This is a genomic window from Burkholderia sp. Bp9140 (genome assembly GCF_003853425.1).
Classification (GTDB): domain Bacteria; phylum Pseudomonadota; class Gammaproteobacteria; order Burkholderiales; family Burkholderiaceae; genus Burkholderia.
This window is the reverse complement of sequence record NZ_QTPQ01000049.1, coordinates 45,913-63,828: the sequence shown is the minus strand read 5'-3', so window position 1 is coordinate 63,828 and position 17,916 is coordinate 45,913. Positions and strand designations below refer to the sequence as shown.

The 17,916-nt window shown below is 67.7% G+C and carries 20 protein-coding genes; 7 read left to right on the top strand and 13 right to left on the bottom strand.

The window, feature by feature from the left end:
• Positions 1-292: 292 nt before the first annotated feature.
• Positions 293-781, bottom strand: a complete 489-nt coding sequence (locus DIE21_RS31910) for an aminoacyl-tRNA deacylase (RefSeq protein ID WP_124501412.1) — start codon at positions 779-781, stop codon at positions 293-295.
• Positions 782-882: 101 nt separating this feature from the next.
• Positions 883-1,869 carry a cysteine synthase A gene (locus DIE21_RS31905; protein WP_124501411.1) on the bottom strand — a complete coding sequence of 329 codons (987 nt, stop codon included), beginning with the start codon at positions 1,867-1,869 and terminating at the stop codon, positions 883-885.
• A 140-nt stretch (positions 1,870-2,009) separates the two neighbouring features.
• Between DIE21_RS31905 and DIE21_RS31900 the strand changes: the two genes are divergently transcribed.
• Both DIE21_RS31900 and DIE21_RS31895 read left to right on the top strand, forming a co-directional pair.
• Complete coding sequence (locus DIE21_RS31900; protein ID WP_014896986.1) at positions 2,010-2,498, top strand: adenosine-specific kinase; 489 nt, start codon at positions 2,010-2,012, stop codon at positions 2,496-2,498.
• Between the two features lie 547 nt (positions 2,499-3,045).
• Positions 3,046-3,333 carry a YciI-like protein gene (locus DIE21_RS31895; protein ID WP_124501410.1) on the top strand — a complete coding sequence of 96 codons (288 nt, stop codon included), beginning with the start codon at positions 3,046-3,048 and terminating at the stop codon, positions 3,331-3,333.
• Positions 3,334-3,342: 9 nt separating this feature from the next.
• Here the strand turns inward: DIE21_RS31895 and corA are convergent, their stop codons facing one another.
• Positions 3,343-4,320, bottom strand: coding sequence for a magnesium/cobalt transporter CorA (gene corA, locus DIE21_RS31890; protein ID WP_124501409.1), 978 nt, complete (start codon positions 4,318-4,320; stop codon positions 3,343-3,345).
• A 179-nt stretch (positions 4,321-4,499) separates the two neighbouring features.
• Here corA and cydX point away from each other — a divergent pair, with 179 nt between their 5' ends.
• Together cydX and DIE21_RS31880 are read left to right on the top strand one after the other, a co-directional pair.
• Positions 4,500-4,646 carry a cytochrome bd-I oxidase subunit CydX gene (gene cydX / locus DIE21_RS31885; protein ID WP_124501408.1) on the top strand — a complete coding sequence of 49 codons (147 nt, stop codon included), beginning with the start codon at positions 4,500-4,502 and terminating at the stop codon, positions 4,644-4,646.
• Positions 4,643-5,260: an ATP-binding protein gene (locus DIE21_RS31880; RefSeq protein WP_124501407.1), complete on the top strand. Its 618-nt coding sequence runs from the start codon at positions 4,643-4,645 to the stop codon at positions 5,258-5,260. Before cydX ends, DIE21_RS31880 begins: the two co-directional genes overlap by 4 nt.
• 113 nt (positions 5,261-5,373) lie before the next feature.
• Here the strand turns inward: DIE21_RS31880 and DIE21_RS31875 are convergent, their stop codons facing one another.
• Positions 5,374-6,474 carry a saccharopine dehydrogenase family protein gene (locus DIE21_RS31875; RefSeq protein ID WP_040144221.1) on the bottom strand — a complete coding sequence of 367 codons (1,101 nt, stop codon included), beginning with the start codon at positions 6,472-6,474 and terminating at the stop codon, positions 5,374-5,376.
• A gap of 456 nt (positions 6,475-6,930) precedes the next feature.
• Positions 6,931-7,395 (bottom strand): Lrp/AsnC family transcriptional regulator, encoded by a 465-nt coding sequence (locus tag DIE21_RS31870; protein ID WP_006755043.1) that lies wholly within the window; start codon positions 7,393-7,395, stop codon positions 6,931-6,933.
• A 335-nt stretch (positions 7,396-7,730) separates the two neighbouring features.
• Between DIE21_RS31870 and DIE21_RS31865 the strand changes: the two genes are divergently transcribed.
• Both DIE21_RS31865 and DIE21_RS31860 read left to right on the top strand, forming a co-directional pair.
• Entirely contained in the window at positions 7,731-8,276 is a 546-nt protein-coding gene (locus DIE21_RS31865; RefSeq protein ID WP_124501406.1) for a Spy/CpxP family protein refolding chaperone, read from the top strand.
• Positions 8,277-8,405: 129 nt separating this feature from the next.
• The gene (locus tag DIE21_RS31860; RefSeq protein WP_124501405.1) at positions 8,406-8,837 is read left to right on the top strand and encodes a PGDYG domain-containing protein; all 432 of its coding nucleotides are present in this window, start codon (positions 8,406-8,408) and stop codon (positions 8,835-8,837) included.
• A 48-nt stretch (positions 8,838-8,885) separates the two neighbouring features.
• On the opposite strand, the gene DIE21_RS31855 is transcribed toward DIE21_RS31860, so the two are convergent.
• The 8 genes from DIE21_RS31855 to DIE21_RS31820 all read right to left on the bottom strand — a co-directional run bounded on the left by DIE21_RS31855 (position 8,886) and on the right by DIE21_RS31820 (position 16,675).
• Positions 8,886-9,248, bottom strand: a complete 363-nt coding sequence (locus tag DIE21_RS31855) for a DUF3022 domain-containing protein (RefSeq protein WP_124501404.1) — start codon at positions 9,246-9,248, stop codon at positions 8,886-8,888.
• 12 nt (positions 9,249-9,260) lie between these two features.
• Positions 9,261-10,049: a YhfC family intramembrane metalloprotease gene (locus DIE21_RS31850; RefSeq protein ID WP_124501403.1), complete on the bottom strand. Its 789-nt coding sequence runs from the start codon at positions 10,047-10,049 to the stop codon at positions 9,261-9,263.
• A 54-nt stretch (positions 10,050-10,103) separates the two neighbouring features.
• Positions 10,104-11,147 carry a LacI family DNA-binding transcriptional regulator gene (locus DIE21_RS31845; protein WP_124501402.1) on the bottom strand — a complete coding sequence of 348 codons (1,044 nt, stop codon included), beginning with the start codon at positions 11,145-11,147 and terminating at the stop codon, positions 10,104-10,106.
• 322 nt (positions 11,148-11,469) lie between these two features.
• Positions 11,470-12,435 carry an NAD(P)-dependent oxidoreductase gene (locus DIE21_RS31840; protein WP_124501401.1) on the bottom strand — a complete coding sequence of 322 codons (966 nt, stop codon included), beginning with the start codon at positions 12,433-12,435 and terminating at the stop codon, positions 11,470-11,472.
• A 5-nt stretch (positions 12,436-12,440) separates the two neighbouring features.
• Positions 12,441-13,721: an MFS transporter gene (locus DIE21_RS31835; RefSeq protein ID WP_124501400.1), complete on the bottom strand. Its 1,281-nt coding sequence runs from the start codon at positions 13,719-13,721 to the stop codon at positions 12,441-12,443.
• 112 nt (positions 13,722-13,833) lie between these two features.
• Entirely contained in the window at positions 13,834-14,826 is a 993-nt protein-coding gene (locus DIE21_RS31830; RefSeq protein ID WP_124501399.1) for a sugar kinase, read from the bottom strand.
• Between the two features lie 28 nt (positions 14,827-14,854).
• Complete coding sequence (locus DIE21_RS31825; RefSeq protein ID WP_124501398.1) at positions 14,855-15,619, bottom strand: sugar phosphate isomerase/epimerase; 765 nt, start codon at positions 15,617-15,619, stop codon at positions 14,855-14,857.
• 162 nt (positions 15,620-15,781) lie between these two features.
• Positions 15,782-16,675 carry a LysR family transcriptional regulator gene (locus DIE21_RS31820; RefSeq protein WP_124501397.1) on the bottom strand — a complete coding sequence of 298 codons (894 nt, stop codon included), beginning with the start codon at positions 16,673-16,675 and terminating at the stop codon, positions 15,782-15,784.
• A 111-nt stretch (positions 16,676-16,786) separates the two neighbouring features.
• Here DIE21_RS31820 and DIE21_RS31815 point away from each other — a divergent pair, with 111 nt between their 5' ends.
• Positions 16,787-17,863, top strand: coding sequence for a YeiH family protein (locus DIE21_RS31815; RefSeq protein ID WP_124501396.1), 1,077 nt, complete (start codon positions 16,787-16,789; stop codon positions 17,861-17,863).
• The last annotated feature ends 53 nt before the right edge of the window (positions 17,864-17,916 follow it).

Below are 17,916 nucleotides of genomic sequence, written 5' to 3'. Positions count from 1 at the left end.
GGCCGGACAGCTTACGCGGCGCGAAAGCGGACATTTCTATGTAGCCAAAAGCGGACATTTCAATTTAGCCACTACAAAACTTAACTTCGATAATTATGATTATGTTAAATCATAAATTCACCGGAAAACACCCCTGAAGCCTTGACCAGACACCGCCGGAATCACGCCTCACCGGCCCGTCACAGCCCCCATATCCCATCACGCCCCGGGCCTCGCCGAAATCGAAGACACACGACGCGCCCCACGGCGCCCGTCAGGCGCCGTTCTTTCGCTCCACCGCGAACCACACGCATCAGGACAACCACATCCCCTGCATCTTGTGCGAGAAATGCGCGCGCTCGGCCGTCTCCATCAGCGACAGGAATTCGTCCTGCATCATGTGGATCAGCGCTTCGTGGTCGCCGGCCTCGAAATATACCTCCGGCTGCTGCGCGAGATGTTCCTCGAGGAACGTCTTCATGCCGTACGCCATGCATACCGGCGGCAACGCGCCCAGGTCGCAATCCTTGAACAGTTCGCGCAGTTCGATTTCCCTGGCGAGCACGAGATGGCGGCCGGTCTTGACCCACAAGTCCGACAGACGCACCGCGTGCGACGTCGGCAACACGGCGGCGACGTAGCCTTCGTCGTCCTCGAGCAGCACGGTTTTCGCGAGGCGATCGCCGGGGATATGCGCGGCGGCGGCCGTCTCCATGCTGGTATGACTATACGGGTGGTACACGACTTCGTACCGCGATGACTTCTGACGCAGGCAATCCTGCAGGGTGGCTGACATAGGCATGGCACACCTCGTCTGGGCAAATCGGGCGAACGAAGATCGCTCCGGATTCGTTCAGCATAGGTCGCATTCGGCCCGATGGAAATCGCCGCTTCGCCCCTTCCTCATTCGGGCTCCAACTCCGGTTCCAACCCCTTTTCGCGCAGCCATTCGCGGTTGAAAAGCCGCGCTCGATAGATGTCGCCGCGATCGCACAGCAAGGTCACGATCGTGTGCCCCGGGCCCATCCGGCGCGCCAGCCAGACCGCCGCCGCGACGTTGATGCCGCTCGATCCGCCGACATACAGCCCCTCCTCGCGCAGTAGCCGGTAGACCATCTTCACGCACAGTGGATCATCGATCCGCACGGCGTCGTCGATCGGCGCGCCGGCGAGATTCGCGGTGACACGCGTCGAGCCGATGCCTTCGGTGATCGAGTTGCCTTCGGTGCCGAGGTCGCCCGTCTTCACGTAACTGTAGAGCCCGCTGCCGTGGGGATCGGCCAGCACGATCCGGACCTCCGGATTCTGCTCCTTCAGGTAGCGGCTCACGCCCGCCAGCGTGCCGCCCGTGCCGGTCGCGCAGACGAACGCATCGACCGTGCCCGCCGTGTCGCGCCAGATTTCCGGCCCGGTCGTCTCGTAGTGCGCCTGCCGGTTGACGACGTTGTCAAACTGGTTGGCCCATACCGCGTTGTCGAGTTCGTCCGCAAGCCGCCCTGCAATCTTCTGATAGTTGTTCGGGTCGCGGTACGGCGCCGCCGGCACCGGGCGCACGTCGGCGCCGAGCGTGCGCAGGATCGCCATCTTGTCCGGCGATTGCGTGTCGGGAATCACAATCACGCAGCGATAGCCGCGCGCGGCGCAGATATGCGCAAGACCGATGCCCGTATTGCCCGCCGTGCCCTCGACGACGGTGCCGCCCGGCTTCAGCGCGCCGCGCTGCTCGGCGTCGCGGATGATGTAGAGCGCCGCGCGATCCTTCACCGATCCGCCCGGATTCATGAACTCCGCCTTACCCAGGATCTCGCAGCCCGTTTCCGCGCTGAGCTTCGCCAGCCGGATCAGCGGTGTGCGCCCCACGCAGTCGACGAAGCCTTGTCGCACGTCCATGTCCCCCCCTTTGCATTCGCGCTCGCGCGCCATACACAACGAAGGATAGGACGCGCCGCGGCTATCAGCACCGGCTGCCGCGTACTAAGCTTGGAGAGCCCATTGCGGCGCCCGCGCCGCATCGCCAGACGAGGTCCGCCATGCTGCAATTGCAAACCGTCGCCGTCGACAAGCCCGAGGCCGTGAATTTCATTCTCGGCCAGTCGCATTTCATCAAGTCCGTCGAGGACATCCACGAGACGCTGGTCGGCGCCGTGCCTGGCATCCGTTTCGGGCTCGCGTTCTGCGAGGCATCGGGCAAGCGGCTCGTGCGCCGTTCCGGCACCGATGCGGAACTCGTCGAACTCGCGTGCCGCAATGCCAGCGCGATCGGCGCCGGTCACGCCTTCATCGTGTTCCTCGGCGACGGTTTCTATCCGGTCAACGTGCTCAATGCGATCAAGGCCGTCCCGGAGGTCTGCCGGATCTATTGCGCGACCGCGAACCCGACCGACGTGATCGTCGCGGAAACCGCGCAAGGACGCGGAATCGTCGGCGTCGTCGACGGCTTTCCGCCGCTCGGCATCGAGAACGACGACGACGTGCGCTGGCGCAAGGATCTGCTGCGCACGATCGGATATAAGGCGTAGACGCGGGCCGCCGGTCCGGCGCCAGACGCATGCCGCCCTCCGGCTGCGGCCGGTTCATGCGTAAGACGCGGCGGCCTGACCGTGACTCGCCGCCGGGTGCGGTGCGCCCGCGTCAGCGGCGGATCGGACCGCGCATCCGGCAACGTGCGCGCGCCGGGTCGCTAGTGGTTTGCACGCGCATCCCTGCGCCAATGGCGACCGGGTTCCCGCGAACGACTTTCGCCGCGCTTTCTCGGACGAATTCGAAAGCCACTGCATAAGACCGCGCGGCAATGGCGCGGACCGGCTAGGCGGACAGTCATGATCGCGTCTCTTCTGCCGGAGCCCTGTCCTGCAGACTCCGCTGCATCAAAGGCCCGGCCGCGGCCGGGATTTCCGGGTGCAGGAAAGCTAGACCGTTAGTTGCATTTAAGAGAACGAAGATACGCTCCCGTTTGCGTCGCGCCGCTGCCGCCCGGCTGTCCTATACTGGCCGCTACTGGCCGCTGCAGACCGACGGTCGCACCGACGCATCGGACGCGGCCGTCGACTCTTCCCGGAGCAACGTATGCATTACCAGCTGATCTACGAACTCGTCGACGATTACCTGTCCCGGCGCGACCAGTACCGCGCCGAGCATCTTGCCCTCGCGCGGGCGGCAACCGAACGCGGCGAGCTCGTGCTCGCCGGCGCGTTGCAGGATCCGGCCGACCAGGCCGTGCTCGTGTTCGAAGGCGATTCGCCGGAAGCCGCCGAATCGTTCGCGCGCGCCGATCCGTACGTGCAGAACGGGCTCGTCAAGTCGTGGCGCGTGCGGCCGTGGCGCGTCGTGGTCGGCAAGCACGCCCCGCACTAGGCGTCGAGGCTACAGCCACCCCGCCCGCTTGAAGCGCCACCACAACGCGAGATCGGCCGCGACCATCACCGCGATGCAGCCGTAGAAGCCGTACTTGAGGTGCAGTTCGGGCATGTTCGCGAAGTTCATTCCGTAGATGCCGGCGATCATCGTCGGTATCGCGAACAGCGCGGCGAACGAGCCGAGCCGCTTGGTCACCTCGTTTTCCGCGAGCGAGATCATTCCGAGATTGACCTGGATCGCGGTCACGACCATCTCGCGCCGCCCTTCGATCGTCTTCACGATCCGCTGCAGGTGGTCGTACACGTCGCGAAAGTAATGCTCCATCCCGCTGCAAACCTGCGGAATGCGGCCGCCGGTGAGCTTCGCGAGCGGCTCGATCAGCGGCGCCGTGTGCTGGTGCAGCATCACGAGCCGGCGTTTCAGCGAATAGAGATCCTCGATGATCGCGCGCGACGACGCGGGCGTGGCCTTCGTGAAGATGCGATCCTCGAGTTCCTCGAGCTCGTTGCCGAGCGTCTCGAGGATCGGAAAATAGCGATCGACGACCTGGTCCATCAACGCATAGAACACGAACGCCGACCCTTCCCGCAGCAGATGCGGTTCGTGCTCGCATCGCTTGCGCACCGCGCGGAAGTCCTGCTCGGTATGGTTGCGGATCGACAGCACGTAGTTCGGGCCGACGAACACGTTCAGCTCGCCGACCTTGAATTCAAGGTCCCCATCGAGCTCGACCGTATGCAGCACCGCGAACAGCGAATCGCCGTACTCCTCGATCTTCGGGCGCTGATGCCCCTTGCGGGCATCCTCGAGCGCGAGTTCGTGCAGCCCGAATTCCTCTCCCATCAGGTCGATCTCGCCCAGCGTCGGATCCTTCAGCGCGACCCACACGAAACATTCGGGCTTCGACACGTAGTCGCTGATGGCGTCGATATCGATGTCGGCCAGCTTGCGGCCGTCCTGGTATGCAGCACAGTTGATCAGCATGGTATCCGTGATGTTGCCGTTTTCGTATCAGTTTACCGGTTTGCCGCGCCTGCGGCCCGGCTTGCGCGGCGCGCCGATATTGGTCATGATCGGACTGCATGCGCCGCGGCACGCGCACGGCATCGCTTCGACAGACGCACGGCATGGCCGTGCGGCCCAATCGTCAAGGAGACAGACCCATGTGGTATTTCTCGTGGATACTCGGCATCGGCGTGGCGCTCGGCTTCGGCATCATCAACGCGATGTGGCTGGAGGCGGAAGTGTTCTCGCGCGACGACAAGCGCGCCGACACGTCGCGCACGGGCTCGGGGAGCCGATATTCGTGACGCACCTGGTGTTCTTCTGCGGTCATGCGGGCACCGGCAAGACCACGCTCGCGAAGCGGCTGATCGGGCCGCTGATGCGCGCGACCGGCGAGGCCTTCTGCCTGCTCGACAAGGACACGCTCTACGGCCGCTACAGCTCGGCCGCGATGGGCGCCCTCACCTCCGATCCGAACGACCGCGACAGCCCGCTCTACCTGAAGCATCTGCGCGATCCCGAATACCAGGGCCTGCTCGACACGGCCCGCGAGAACCTCGCGCTCGGCATCGGCGCGCTCGTGGTCGGCCCGCTGTCGCGCGAAGTGCGTGACCGGCGCATCCTCGACCGCGCGTGGCTCGGCATCGGGCCGGACGTCACACTGACGGTCGTCTGGGTTCATACGGCGGAAGACGTCGCGCACCAGCGGATCGTGGCGCGCGGCAATCCGAACGATGCGTACAAGCTCGCGCACTGGGACGAATACCGGCAACGCCGCTTCGTGCCGACCGGCCACGAATGCGACGGCATCGTGATGTTCGACAACACCGCGCCGTCCGATGCGGACATCGATGCGCTGCTGTACCGCATCGCTCCGCCGGCGCCACAGGCAACGATGGTCCCGCCGCTGCCCGCCTGAGCGGCACGCACCGCCCCGCTCTTCCCCGCTTCGGCACGCTTCAAGAAACAACGCCGGAAGCGCTGTTGCGCTCCCGGCGTCGTACGGCCCTCGTGCCAGAGACCGGCGTGCGGTCAGGCGACTTCGTGCACGCGCTCCATCGTGCCGCCTTCGTACAGCTTGCCGAAGCGGTTCGCGAGGAACGCCTTCAGCGACACCTTCTCCTGCGGGATGAAACCGCTCTGCGGCAGCTTCTTCTCGCGGAACAGATCCAGCACCGCGCACATCGCACCGGCCGTCGTGATCTGGATCGCGCTCATGTGCATCCCGCACACGTCCTTTGCGAAAATCTTGCGCGTGAACACGTCCTGCACGAGCTGGCCGTCCTTCACGCCCGTCACCGTGACGAACACCAGCACGACGTCCTGCTTCGTCGACGGCACCGCGCGGCGCATGATCGACTTCAGCGTGTCGCGGTCGCTCGACAGGCGCAGGTCCTCGAGCAGGAACTGCACGAGTTCGCGGTGGCCCGGATAGCGCACCGACTTGTAGTCGAGCGTCTCGACCTTGCCCGACAGCGTCTCGCACAGCGTGCCCAGGCCGCCCGACGTGTTGAATGCTTCGTATTCGGTGCCGTCGAGCGAGAAGTGCTCGAGGCCTTCGAGCGGCTGCACCCACTGCTTGCGGCCGTCGCGGATCGCTTCGCACGGCTGGCAGTATTCGTTGATCAGGCCGTCGACGCTCCACGTCAGGTTGTACTTCAGCGCGTTGGTCGGATACTCGGGCAGCGCGCCGACACGCATCTTCACGTCGCGCACTTCGCTGAAGCCGTTCACGAGCTCGTGGGCGGCGATGCCGATGAAGCCCGGCGCGAGGCCGCACTGCGGCATGAACGCACGGTCCGAACCGTCGGCCAGTTCGCGGATCGCGTGGGTGGCGCGCACGTCTTCGGTCAGGTCGAAGTAATGGACGCCGGCCGCCTTCGCCGCGGCGGCGACGTTGACCGCGAGGTAGTACGGCAGCGCGTTGACGAGCGCATCGAAGCCCTTCACGGCTTCACGGATCGCATTGGCGTCGGCCGAATCGACGCGTTGCGTCGCGATGCCTTCACGCGACAGCTTGGCGAGCGCATCCGCATCGCGGTCGAAGGCGACGACTTCGTAGTCGCCCGTTTCACGCAGCATGTGAGCAATGGTATGGCCGATCAGACCTGCGCCGACGATGGCGATTTTCATGCGCTTATCTCCTGATGATGGGTTTGGTGTTGGTGTACGGCGTCGAGCCATGAACACAGTTTAGGGACGCGCAAAATCAGTTCCAAGACGAAGAGTGATGCGAAACGACCGATAAATTCGACGAAATGACGATGCATTTCGTCATAACGACCAAATCATCTAAAAATCGCGTATATGACGCGCCGCAAACGGGCCGCCACGGACGCGATTGGACGGGCAAGAGGGAACGAACAAGACAGGACATGTGCACGCGCGGGAATCGTCGTGCACGCCCGGCAGGCACTCGACACGGCGACTGTGACGGCGACGGCGACGGCGACGCCGACGTGGCGATGCGCGAGGCAACACCCAGCGGCTAGCGCCGGCGGCGGTCGTCAAAGGAAGGTAAGGAAGGAAAGGAAGGAAAACGCCGCGCGACGCATCGCGCCACGGCGTCACGGCATCACGCGCGACGCGTCATCCGCCGATCGTGCCGCGATCGATCTTGCGCGACAGAATGATCGACGTCGTCGTGCGCTCGACGCCTTCGAGCGTGCCGATCTGGTCGAGCAGGTCGTTGAGCCGCTCCGGCGAATCGGCACGCAGCCACGCGACATAGTCGTATTCGCCGCTCACCGCGCACAGCAGTTGCACTTCGGGCATCCGGTCGAGCCTGCGCAGCACGTCCTTGCCGAATTTCGGCGTGAGGATGATGCCAACGTACGCGTAAATGCTCGCATCGAGCACGTCCTGCCCGAGCCGCACGCTGTACCCGGCGATCACGTTCGTGCGCTCGAGCCGCGCGATGCGCGCGACGACTGTCGTGCGTGCGACGTCGAGCTGCCGCGCGAGATCGGCGACGCTTGCGCGCGCATCCGCTTGCAACAGCGCAACGAGTTGCCGGTCGAGGTCGTCGAGTTGGTCGAGGCGAGGTGGACGCATGAGGCTGGGCCGGCGTGCAGCGCGCCGGCGAAATGGAACGTGACGCGATGATAGCGCCGAACGCCGGTGCGCCCAAACGGCATCGCGCGCCGTCACGGGCTCACGCGTGGGCACCACCCTCCTCGCGCGCATGCGGCGCCCGGCGTGCCGATCGAACGCTACCGCCCTCCGCCCGCCATGTCCCTTTCAATTTCGATTCGTATCGGATGTAAGCAAGTGTCGCTTTCGCTGTCGCGCTGTACGCAACGTGCTACTAATAATGTGCGACGCGAGATGCGCGCTCGCGGCACTGGCCGCCGCGCCCGCTCGCACGACACCACCCCGGAGAGCCAACCATGAAGAAGATCTCGCTCACCCTCGCTACGCTCGCCGTTGCGGCCAGCGCATTCGCGCAAACCCCGCCGCAACCGCAGACGCCCGCACCGGCGCCGACGACGGCCGCGTCGGCGCCAAGCGCCGAGCAGCGTGCGGCACGCCACGAAGCACGCATCGAGCAGCGCATCAAGTACCTGCACGACCAGTTGAAGATCACGTCGGCGCAGGAACCGCAATGGAAAACGTTCGCCGACACGATGCGCGAGAACGGCGACACGATGGGCCGCCTCTATCGCACCCGGATGGAAAGCCACAACGTGTCCGCGGTCGACGACATGAAGCAGTACGCGGAACTCGCGCAGGCGAACGCGGACGGCGCGAAGAAGCTCGCCGACGCATTCGCGCCGCTCTACGAGCGCTTCCCGGCCGACCAGAAGGCGCTCGCCGACACGACGTTCCGCAGCTGGCTGCACCACGGCGGCGAACACCGCGGCAAGGGCAACGCCAAGAGCAAGGAAGGCAAGGCAGCCGCCGCGCCGGCTGCCAGCACGCCCACCCAACCCTGACGTCCGCCATGCCGGCGCCGCACGGCCCGCAACGGCCAAACGGCGTCGCGCTTCCCGCGGGAAACCGGCGCGTCACACGGCGCGCCGATTTCGGGATAAGCTCCCGGCTTTTCCCGCACTTCCCCCGCCATGCTCGAACTCAAGCACATCGATCTGCGTACCGACCCGCAGGCCCGTCGCGTCGTCAAGGACGAAACCGTCACGGTCGCCTTCGCGGATGCCGACGGCGAACTGATGAGCCTCGAAGGCCCGAACCGCTACGTCGCGGGCGACGCGCTGATCACCGGCTCGACCGGCGACCGCTGGGTCGTGTCGCGCGCGCGCTTCGACGCGAAGTACCTGCCTGCCGATCCGGCGCTCGCGCACGGCACGCCGGGCGCCTACCGGAACCGGCCGGCCGTCGTGCTCGCCCGCCGCATGGACGAGCCGTTCACGATCGCCCGCTCGGAAAACGGCGACACGCTGCGCGGCGTCGCCGGCGACTGGGTGATGCAGTATGCGCCCGGCGACTACGGTGTCGTGCAGGCGCAGCGTTTCGCACAGGTCTACCGCGACGCGTAACACGTAACGCGCTATACGCCGGCGTCGCGCCGGCGCGCGCGTGAGCGCTCAAGCGAAGTCTTCGTCGAGTTCGAGTTCCGCGTCGCGCTCGACGGCCTCGCCGGCCGCGTGCCGCTCCTCGAGCGAGCCCAGCATCGCTTCCGTGTACGCATGCAGCACCGCATGGCTGCGGGCGCGCTGCATCGGCCTGAGCGCCAGATAGCGCGCGAGCGCCGCCGGCACGATGCGGATGTCGAGCGTCATCCGCTTCGGCGCCGAGCCGAAGCGCATCGCGAGCCAGTGCACGGACAGAAACCGGCCGCGTTCGTCGCTGCTTTCGGCAAAGCGCGTCTGCTCCGGAAAGAGATCGCAGATCACGCGCGCGAGCGCGTCGAATTCGGCGCTCCGGCATTCGATCAGATAGTCGTCCATTCCGCCCTCCCGTCAGGCCGCCGCGTGCGGCGACCGGCACGTCTTCACCAGCACGGCGACCAGGATCGCGGCCAGCACGAAATACACGGCCTCGAGCGACCCGGCCGGCAGCACGCGCACCTGGTACAGCAGCGCCGGCGCGGCAGCCAGCGCATGCAGCACGATCGCGAGCGGCAGCGCACCCGCGCGGCCGGCGCGCACGCCGCGCCAGACCAGCACCGACAGCGCGAGCTGCACCACGAACGCCGCGCAGCGCTCGAGCAGCAACAGCAGGATCGACTGTGCCGACAGCGTCGCCAGCATCACGTGCAGCCGCACGACGGTATCGCCGGGCAGGTCCGCGAGCTGCGTCTCGAGCTGCCCGCGGCTCGCGAGCCACGCGAGATACGACCACTGGCCCCATACGAGCACGCCGACGAACCAGGCTTCGGCACCGGCATGGCCGATCCCGTAGCCGATGCCGCGCCCGTCGCCGGCCGACGCGCCGTAGCGGCGGTTCAGGAAGCGCATCCCGAGATAGCGGCCGATTTCCTCGAACACGGCGGTCGCGAGCGCGCTGTACGCGACGAACGCGAGCGGCTGCGTGAGCCAGCCGCCGGCGGGCGTCTGGCTCAGCACGAGGCCATGGAAGGCGCGTTCGACGATCATCGCGAACAGCGTGAAGACGGCGACGCCGACGATCGTGTCGCGGCGGTCGAGCGCAAGCGGCTTGCGCAGGGTACGGAAGAGAACGAACGGCAGTAGCGCGATGATCAGCGTGGCGGCGATCAGCACCGCCAGCGTGACGGGGGCGACAGTCATGAATTTCCTTGTTCGGGGCAGCGCACCTGACGCGCTGCGTGCCCCGAATGATACTCAGCTTGCGGTCGACGCGCGCGCAATCAGCTCGCCGCGCAGCATCGCGACGCGCACGTCGCCGGCCGCACCGTCGATGCGCTCGTGCACGAATTCGACAGCCTTGTAGCCGATCTCGTAGGTCGGCTGGCGGATCGTCGTGATGCCGATCAGTTCGGCCCACTCCGGATCGTCGATCGACAGCAGCGCGGCCTTTTCCTGCCACGCGGCGCCGAAACGCGCGCGCAGGTGGCGCGCGATCGCGAGCGCAACCGGCGCATTCGCGGCGAACAGCGCCGCACGCACGCCGCGCCGCGTTGCGTCGTCGATGCGCGCGTCGAGGTCGGCGAGTGCCGCGGCTGCCGCGGCGGGTGCGTTCAGATCGAGCACGACCGTCGGCGGCACCGGCAGCCCGCGCGCGTCGAGGGCCGCGCGGAACGCAGCCTCGCGCAGGCGCCGCGAGCTGACGCGCTCGAACGGCTGCACGACGAAATGGATCGCATCGAAACCGCGCGCGATCAGGTGCGCGAGCGCCGTCTCGATCGCATCGGTGTTGTCGAGCCCGATCAGGTCGGCCTCGAAACCCTCGACCGTCCGGTCGACGAGCACGGCCGGGATGTCGCCGCCGCGCAGCGGGCGCAGCACGTCTTCCTCGGCGCCGAGCGCGTTGACGATCAGACCTTCGACCCGGTAGGTCGTGAGCAGCTGCAGGAAGCGCCGTTCCATCTCGACTTCATTCGCCGCGTGACAGATGAGCGGCATGTAGCCGAGCGCGTGACACGCCGCCTCGACACCCTGCAGCACTTCGACGGTATACGGATTGGTCAGGTCGGCCGCGAGCATGCCGAGCAGCCGGTTGCGGCCGCGCTTCAGCCCGCGCGCCATCTGATTCGGCCGGTAGTTGAGGCGCGCGATCGCCGCCTCGATCCGCTGGCGCAGATCGGCGGACAGCACGTGCGTCTCGCCGTTCAGATAGCGCGAAACACTGGTCTTGCCCGTGCCGGCTTCGCGCGCGACGTCGCTGATCGTCGCCGGACGCTGCGTGGAAGGGTGCGAATCGCTCAAGTCGTGCCTCGCGACGTACGATCCGCGCCGCTTCGTGTGCGGACGGACCTTTGTTGTTGGATACGAAAGCCACCGGGCGGACGCCGCTGCCCCCATGCTTCGCGGTCGACCGAAACCGGCGCGTTCGCGCCCGCCCCGGTCACCTGAAACGGACGGCGATCGGCCGCACCGGACCTGGCACGGATGCCCGCCGCCGGACGCCGCCGGCCGCGTGGCCGGGTCGTCGATGCGACGAGCGGGCGATCATAACGCAGCCTGCCCTCCCGCACCAAGACCATCGACTCTAACGGCGCCGGCAGCCCCGCCGGCCGGCCGTCGCCCCTCAGGCGCGCGCAAGCGCGTCGGGGTTGACGAGGTTCGTGCGCAGCGTGCCGGCCAGCGCGCCGACCAGGTTTTCCGCGGCGCAGCGCGCCATCGCATGGCGCGTCTCGTGCGTCGCCGAGCCGATATGCGGCAGCGCGACAACGTTGTTCATCCGCAGCAGCGCCGAATCCGCCGGCAACGGCTCCTGCTCGAACACGTCGAGCCCCGCGCCGCGGATCGTGCCCGCGCGCAGCGCGTCGATCAGCGCGGCCTCGTCGACCACCGGCCCGCGCGATGCGTTGATCAGGATCGCGCCGCGCTTCGTCTTCGCGAATTCGGCCGCGCCGATCAGGTGATGCGTTTGCGGCGACAGCGGCACCTGCAGGCACACGAAATCCGACTGCGCGAGCAGCTCGTCGAGCGTCACGCGGCGCGCGCCGTACTGCCTCTCGGCTTCGGCATGCGCGGAGCGGTTCGTGTACAGCACCTGCATCCGGAAACCGAGCGCCGCGCGGCGCGCGACCGCGCCGCCGATCCGCCCGAGCCCGACGATGCCGAGCGTCTTGCCCTGCACGTCGGTGCCGTACAGATCGGGGCCGATGCTGCGATGCCAGTGGCCGGCCTTCACCCACTCCGCCAGCTCGACCACGCGCCGCGCGGACGCAAGGATCAGCGAGAACACGGTGTCGGCGGTCGATTCGGTCAGCACGTCGGGCGTATGCGCGAGCACGATCCCGCGCCGCGTGAAGTCCGCGACGTCGAAGTTGTCGTAGCCGACCGAGATCGTCGACCAGGCCTTCAGCCGCGGCGCGCGATCGAGCATCCGCGGCGCGACCTTCAGGCTCGCGCCGATCGCGCCATGGGCGTCGCCGAGGGCATCGGCAAGCGCGTCGGCGCCGTCGGCCTGCACGACGTCCGCATGCTCGCGCAGGTACGCGAGGACGTCATCGGGCAGCGGCTTGTACGCGACGATACGAGGCTTCATCGTTCTCATTTTCCTTGCAGCGGCGCCGCGAGCGAGTGCGCATCGCGCGCCTGGGGTTTGACGGACAGCGTGAGGATCACCGCGGCGACGAGCGCGGCGCTCATGAACGCATACGACGCGACGGGCGACCCGGTCGCCCCGTTCAGGTAGCCGACGAAATACGAGCCGACGAACGAGCCGAGCGCGCCCATGCTGTTGATCAGCGCCATCGCGCCGCCGGCGACGTTCTTCGGCAGCAATTCCGGGACGATCGCGAAGAACGGGCCGTACGGTGCGTACATCGCGGCGCCCGCGACGACGAGCAGCGCATACGAGATCCAGAAGTGCGACGAGCCGAGCGCATACGATGCGGCGAACGCGGCCGCGCCGACCAGCAGGAACGGCCACACGAAGCCGCGGCGCGAGCCGACCTTGTCGGACGCCCACGACGCGGCGAGCATCGCGATCGTCGCCGCGAGATACGGCAGCGCCGACAGCCAGCCGGTCGCGACCATCCCGAGCTCGGAACCGTTCTTGACGATCGACGGCAGCCACAGCACGAAGCCGTACACGCCGATGCTCCAGCAGAAGTACTGCGCGCACAGCTTGATCACGGCCGGCGAGCGGAACGCCTCGCCGTAGTTGCGCACGGGCTTGATCGCCGCCTGTTCGGCCGCGAGCGCGGCGTCGAGGTCGCGCTTTTCCTGCGCGGTGAGCCACGGCGAATCGGCCGGCTTGTCCTGCACGAGGAACCACCAGCACACGGCCCAGATGATGGCCGGCACGCCTTCGGCGATGAACATGTGGCGCCAGCCGAACTCGTGGACCAGATAGCCCGACACGATCGACATCCACAGCACGGTGACCGGGTTGCCGAGGATCAGGAACGTGTTCGCGCGTGAGCGCTCGTTCTTCGTGAACCAGTTGCTGATGTAGATCAGCATCGCCGGCATCACGGCCGCTTCGACCACGCCGAGCATGAAGCGGATCACCATCAGCGACGGGATGTTGGCGACCACGCCCGTGAGTGCCGCGCAGGCGCCCCACAGCACGAGGCTGGCGAACACGAGCTTCTTGACGCTGCGGCGCTCCGCATAGATCGCGCCCGGAATCTGGAAGAAGAAATAGCCGAGGAAGAACAGCGCGCCGATCAGCGACGACAGGCCCTTGCTGATCCCGAGGTCCTGGTTGATGCCGGCCGCGGCCGCGAACCCGTAGTTCGCGCGGTCGAGGTAGGCGAGGCTGTAGGTGATGAACACGATCGGCATGATCGTCCACCAGCGTCGTGCTGCGAGATTGGCTGCCATCAAAGTGTCTCCTTGGTAGACCGGCATCGACGAATCGTTGCGCCGTCCGGCCTCATGCAAAACCGTGCGCGAAGCACGAAATGGGTCCGCGGATTGTGCCGTGTCCGGCCTCTCATTGCGCGGTGACGCTTTCCTCTAAGCGATCGGTGCGATTGCTGACGTTTTCGAGCTGATCGAGTGCCGCACGGGTCGGCAGGCCTTCCGAATCGCCGATCACCTGGATCGCGAGCGCCCCGATACGGTTGCCGCGCGCGACCGCCTGCTCGACGGACCGGCCTTCCAGCAGCGCGCTGACCACGCCGACCGCGAAGCCGTCGCCGGCGCCGACCGTGTCGACCACGTTCGCGACGCGCTCGCCCGCGACGGTGCCCTCGCGGCCGTCGGCCATGCGGAAATACGCGCCTTCGGCGCCCAGCTTGATCACCACGCCGCGCGCGCCCTGTGCCAGGTAGAAGCCCGCGATGTCGGCCGGCGCGTCATGCCCGGTAAGCTGCCGCCCTTCGGCGAGACCCGGCAGCACCCAGTCGGCGAGCGTCGCGAGCGCATTCAGCGTCTTCGCCATCACGTCGGCGGACGGCCACAGCGTCGGGCGCAGGTTCGGGTCGAACGAGATCGTCTTGCCGGCCGCGCGCATCTCGCGCGCCAGCCGGAACGCGAGTTCGCACGACGTCGCGGAGATCGCCGGCGCAACGCCCGTCAGGTGCAGGTGCCGCGCGCCGAGCACGTAGTCGGCCACGTAGTCGTCGCACGACAGGTGGCTCGCGGCCGAGCCCTTGCGGAAATATTCGACGGTCGGGTCGCTGCCGTCGTCGTTGCGCGACTTCAGCTGGAAGCCGGTCGGGTAACGCGGATCGACGGTCACGCACGACGCGTCGATGCCTTCGCGCGCAAGCGTGTCGAGCACGTAGCCGCCGAACGAATCGCGGCCGACCCGGCTCATCCAGCCGACCCGGAAGCCGAGCCGCGACAGGCCGATCGCGACGTTCAGGTCCGCGCCCGCGATCCGTTTCGTGAATTGCGCGGCGTGCGCGAGGTGGCCGGGCTCGGCGGCAACGAACATCGCCATCGCTTCGCCGTAGGTCACGACATCGAGTGCTGCTTTCATGAATGAACTCCTCCGTATCCTTCCGGCGTCACGCGGCGGCGAGCCACGCGACGCGCCGGCCGGCATCGCCCGCCGGATCGGCCGCATCGAACGGAAACTCGATGCCGCGCGGCGCCGCTTGCGGCAGGGCCGCGAGCACGTCCGTGACGAGCAGATCGCCCGGCGCCGGCGCCACCGCGAAACGGCGCGCGCCCTCGCCCTCGACTGCCTTGCAATGAATGTATTCCACGTGCGGCGCGAGTGCGTGCGCGCACGCGAGCGGCGCTTCGCCCGGCCACTGCCAGTTGCCGATGTCGAACGTCATGCCGAGCGCATCCGGCATGCCCGCCTCGGTCAGCGCATCGAACAGCCCGCGGAACTGCGCGAGCGCGCCGCCCACCGCCAACTGGCCGTTCTCGACCACCACGCGGGCACGCGCGCCGCGCGACAGCGCGACGATCTCGGCCGCATGCGCGTCGCCGGCAAAACCGCCGAGCTGGAACTTGACGAAGCGCGCGCCAAGCGCGTCGGCTTGCGCGAGCGTGTCGCGCAGCGCATCGGCGTCGAGCGCGCCTGCTTCCGTGTACAACGTGGCCGGCGTCGAATAGACCGACCACAGCCCGTGCGCGGCGAGTGCCGTGCCGAGCTCGGCCAACGCGCCGGGCGCCGCGTCTTCTTCCGATGCGAACAGCTCGCGCCGCACCTCGAAGCCGGTCGCGCCGGACGCCGCCGCGGTCGCGATGAATGCGCGGTGGCCCTCCTGGCGCACGCGGTCCATCCCGAATGCGCTCGCCACGATCACGATGTCTGCCATGTCTGCCCTTTTTACCGGAATGGAACCGGTTCCATTTACTTGAGACGGATGGTGCGCTTCGCGCCTTGTGCCCGCCATAGAGGAAATCCCTAAGGCCGGTCGCCGCGTGAATACGCGCCCGTGCACGTGCATCCGGCGCGCTCCCGCAGCGGCTTGCGCCGCTTATCCGGCGTGGTGCGTGAGGCTCAGGTCGAGAAACTGCGCGGCCACGCGCGACGGCGCGGCGCCGTGCGGCACCAGGATCGAGAAATGGCGCGTGAGCGGCGCGGGCGCCAGCGAGCGCGGCACGAGCGCCGCATCCTCGTGGCGCAGCGACATCGCGGACACGAACCCGACGCCCATCCCCGCGCGCACGGCCTCCTTCACGGCCTCGACGCCCGCGATCTCGAACGCGACGCGCATCGGCGCGCCGCCGTGCGCGAACGCGCGTTCGACGAGCTGCCGCACGCCGGAGCCCGCCTCGCGCAGCACGAGCGGATGCGCGGCGAGTGCGTCGAGCGTCACGCCGGCGTCATAGCCGGGCGCGGCGAGCGGATGTCCGGCCGGCACGACCGCGACGATCTCGTCCTCGTGCCACGCATGCACCGCGGTGCCGGGCGGCAGCGCCTCGCCGGGCGGCCCCTCGATCATCGCGATGTCGAGCGACGCCAGCGCGGCGACCACGTCGGCCGTATTGCCGCTCATCGTCTGGATTGCCACCCGCGGCGCGCGCGGCTGGAACGCCGCGATCAGGTACGGCAGCAGGTAGCTTGCCGGCGTCGTGCTCGCGCCGATCCGCAGCGTGCCGGCGTCGAGCCCGCGCACCGCGTCGCGAAACGCGCGCGCCTGCGCGAACGTGTCGCGCTGCGCGTTCGCGTACTGCGCGAGCTGTTCGCCGACCGGCGTCAGGCGGATGCCGCGGCCGTCACGCTGGTACAGCGGCTCGCCGAATTCGTCCTGCAGCAGGCGCAGCTGGCCCGACACGGCCGGCTGCGACAGATGCAGCGCCACGGCAGCGTGGCTGATGTTCAGATGTTCGGCGACGGCCGCGAACGTTATCAGTTGATCCGGGGTCATGGGGTTGAATTATCGGCTTTCCGGATAGTTTACGTCACAAATCACAATTTTTCATATCGATATAACCAAATTAGGATTAAGGCATCGCAACCTGCTTCATCACGGTGCCCCATGTCCACTGCCCCGACTCCCCCTCTCAGCCACGCCGCGCCGTCGATGCGCGGCCAATTGAACGGCGTGCTGTTCGTCGCGCTGTTCGCCGCCGCCGTCACGAGCCTGTCGCAACTGCCGGCGATCGCCGGGCTCGGCCTGTCGCCGCTGATCGTCGGCATCGTCGCGGGCGCGCTGTACGGCAACGCGCTGCGCGACGGCATGCCCGCGAGCTGGGCGGCCGGCGTCAACTTCTCCGCGCGCAAGCTGCTGCGCATCGCGGTCGCGTTCTTCGGCCTGCGCGTGAGCCTGCAGGAAATCGCGCAGGTCGGCCTGCCGGGCCTGACGGTATCGGTGCTGGTCGTGATCAGCACGCTCGCGATCGGCACCTGGGTCGGCATGAAGGTGATGAAGCTCGATCGCGATGTGGCACTGCTGACCGCCGCCGGCAGCGCGATCTGCGGCGCGGCCGCCGTGCTCGCGTTCGAGTCGACGCTGCAGTCGAAGCCGCACCAGAGCGCAATGGCCGTGGGCAGCGTGGTGCTGTTCGGCACGCTGTCGATGTTCCTGTACCCGCTCGCGTATCACGCCGGTCTGCTGAATCTCGACCCGGCCGGCCTCGGCCTGTTCTTCGGCGGCACGATTCACGAGGTCGCGCAGGTGGTCGGCGCGGCGAGCGACATCAGCCCGGAGGTCGCGCACGTCGCGACCATCGTGAAGATGACCCGCGTGATGCTGCTGGTGCCGGTGCTGCTCGCGCTCGGCTGGTGGCTCGCCCGCTCGGCACGCTCGGCCAATGCCGCCGCCGACGGCGCGCACGGCAAGCGCAAGGTGGCCGTGCCGTGGTTCGCGCTCGGCTTTCTTGGCTTCGTGATCGTCAATTCGCTGAACGTGCTGCCCGCCGACGTCACGCATACGCTGAACGTGCTCGACACCTTCGCGCTGACGATGGCGATGACCGCGCTCGGCATCGAGACCCGCGTGTCGCAGATCCGCGAGGCCGGCCCGCGCGCGCTGACCACCGGCCTGATCCTGTATGTCTGGCTGATCGCCGGCGGTTACGGGATCACCTGGGCGGTGCAGCACTGGCTTGGCTGAGCCGCACGTCCACGCCGCGACACGCGCCGCGCCCGACGGGAAGGTCCCGCGGG

Bases quoted from the DNA above. Each gene is read 5' to 3' on its own strand.
- DIE21_RS31815 (WP_124501396.1), top strand. From the start codon at position 16,787: ATGTCCACTGCCCCGACTCCCCCTCTCAGCCACGCCGCGCCGTCGATG.
- DIE21_RS31830 (WP_124501399.1), bottom strand. From the start codon at position 14,826: ATGAAAGCAGCACTCGATGTCGTGACCTACGGCGAAGCGATGGCGATG.
- DIE21_RS31875 (WP_040144221.1), bottom strand. From the start codon at position 6,474: ATGAAAATCGCCATCGTCGGCGCAGGTCTGATCGGCCATACCATTGCT.
- DIE21_RS31905 (WP_124501411.1), bottom strand. From the start codon at position 1,869: ATGGACGTGCGACAAGGCTTCGTCGACTGCGTGGGGCGCACACCGCTG.
- DIE21_RS31825 (WP_124501398.1), bottom strand. From the start codon at position 15,619: ATGGCAGACATCGTGATCGTGGCGAGCGCATTCGGGATGGACCGCGTG.
- DIE21_RS31850 (WP_124501403.1), bottom strand. From the start codon at position 10,049: ATGACTGTCGCCCCCGTCACGCTGGCGGTGCTGATCGCCGCCACGCTG.
- DIE21_RS31855 (WP_124501404.1), bottom strand. From the start codon at position 9,248: ATGGACGACTATCTGATCGAATGCCGGAGCGCCGAATTCGACGCGCTC.
- DIE21_RS31840 (WP_124501401.1), bottom strand. From the start codon at position 12,435: ATGAAGCCTCGTATCGTCGCGTACAAGCCGCTGCCCGATGACGTCCTC.
- cydX (WP_124501408.1), top strand. From the start codon at position 4,500: ATGTGGTATTTCTCGTGGATACTCGGCATCGGCGTGGCGCTCGGCTTC.
- corA (WP_124501409.1), bottom strand. From the start codon at position 4,320: ATGCTGATCAACTGTGCTGCATACCAGGACGGCCGCAAGCTGGCCGAC.
- DIE21_RS31835 (WP_124501400.1), bottom strand. From the start codon at position 13,721: ATGGCAGCCAATCTCGCAGCACGACGCTGGTGGACGATCATGCCGATC.
- DIE21_RS31870 (WP_006755043.1), bottom strand. From the start codon at position 7,395: ATGCGTCCACCTCGCCTCGACCAACTCGACGACCTCGACCGGCAACTC.
- DIE21_RS31860 (WP_124501405.1), top strand. From the start codon at position 8,406: ATGCTCGAACTCAAGCACATCGATCTGCGTACCGACCCGCAGGCCCGT.
- DIE21_RS31865 (WP_124501406.1), top strand. From the start codon at position 7,731: ATGAAGAAGATCTCGCTCACCCTCGCTACGCTCGCCGTTGCGGCCAGC.
- DIE21_RS31900 (WP_014896986.1), top strand. From the start codon at position 2,010: ATGCTGCAATTGCAAACCGTCGCCGTCGACAAGCCCGAGGCCGTGAAT.
- DIE21_RS31910 (WP_124501412.1), bottom strand. From the start codon at position 781: ATGCCTATGTCAGCCACCCTGCAGGATTGCCTGCGTCAGAAGTCATCG.
- DIE21_RS31895 (WP_124501410.1), top strand. From the start codon at position 3,046: ATGCATTACCAGCTGATCTACGAACTCGTCGACGATTACCTGTCCCGG.
- DIE21_RS31820 (WP_124501397.1), bottom strand. From the start codon at position 16,675: ATGACCCCGGATCAACTGATAACGTTCGCGGCCGTCGCCGAACATCTG.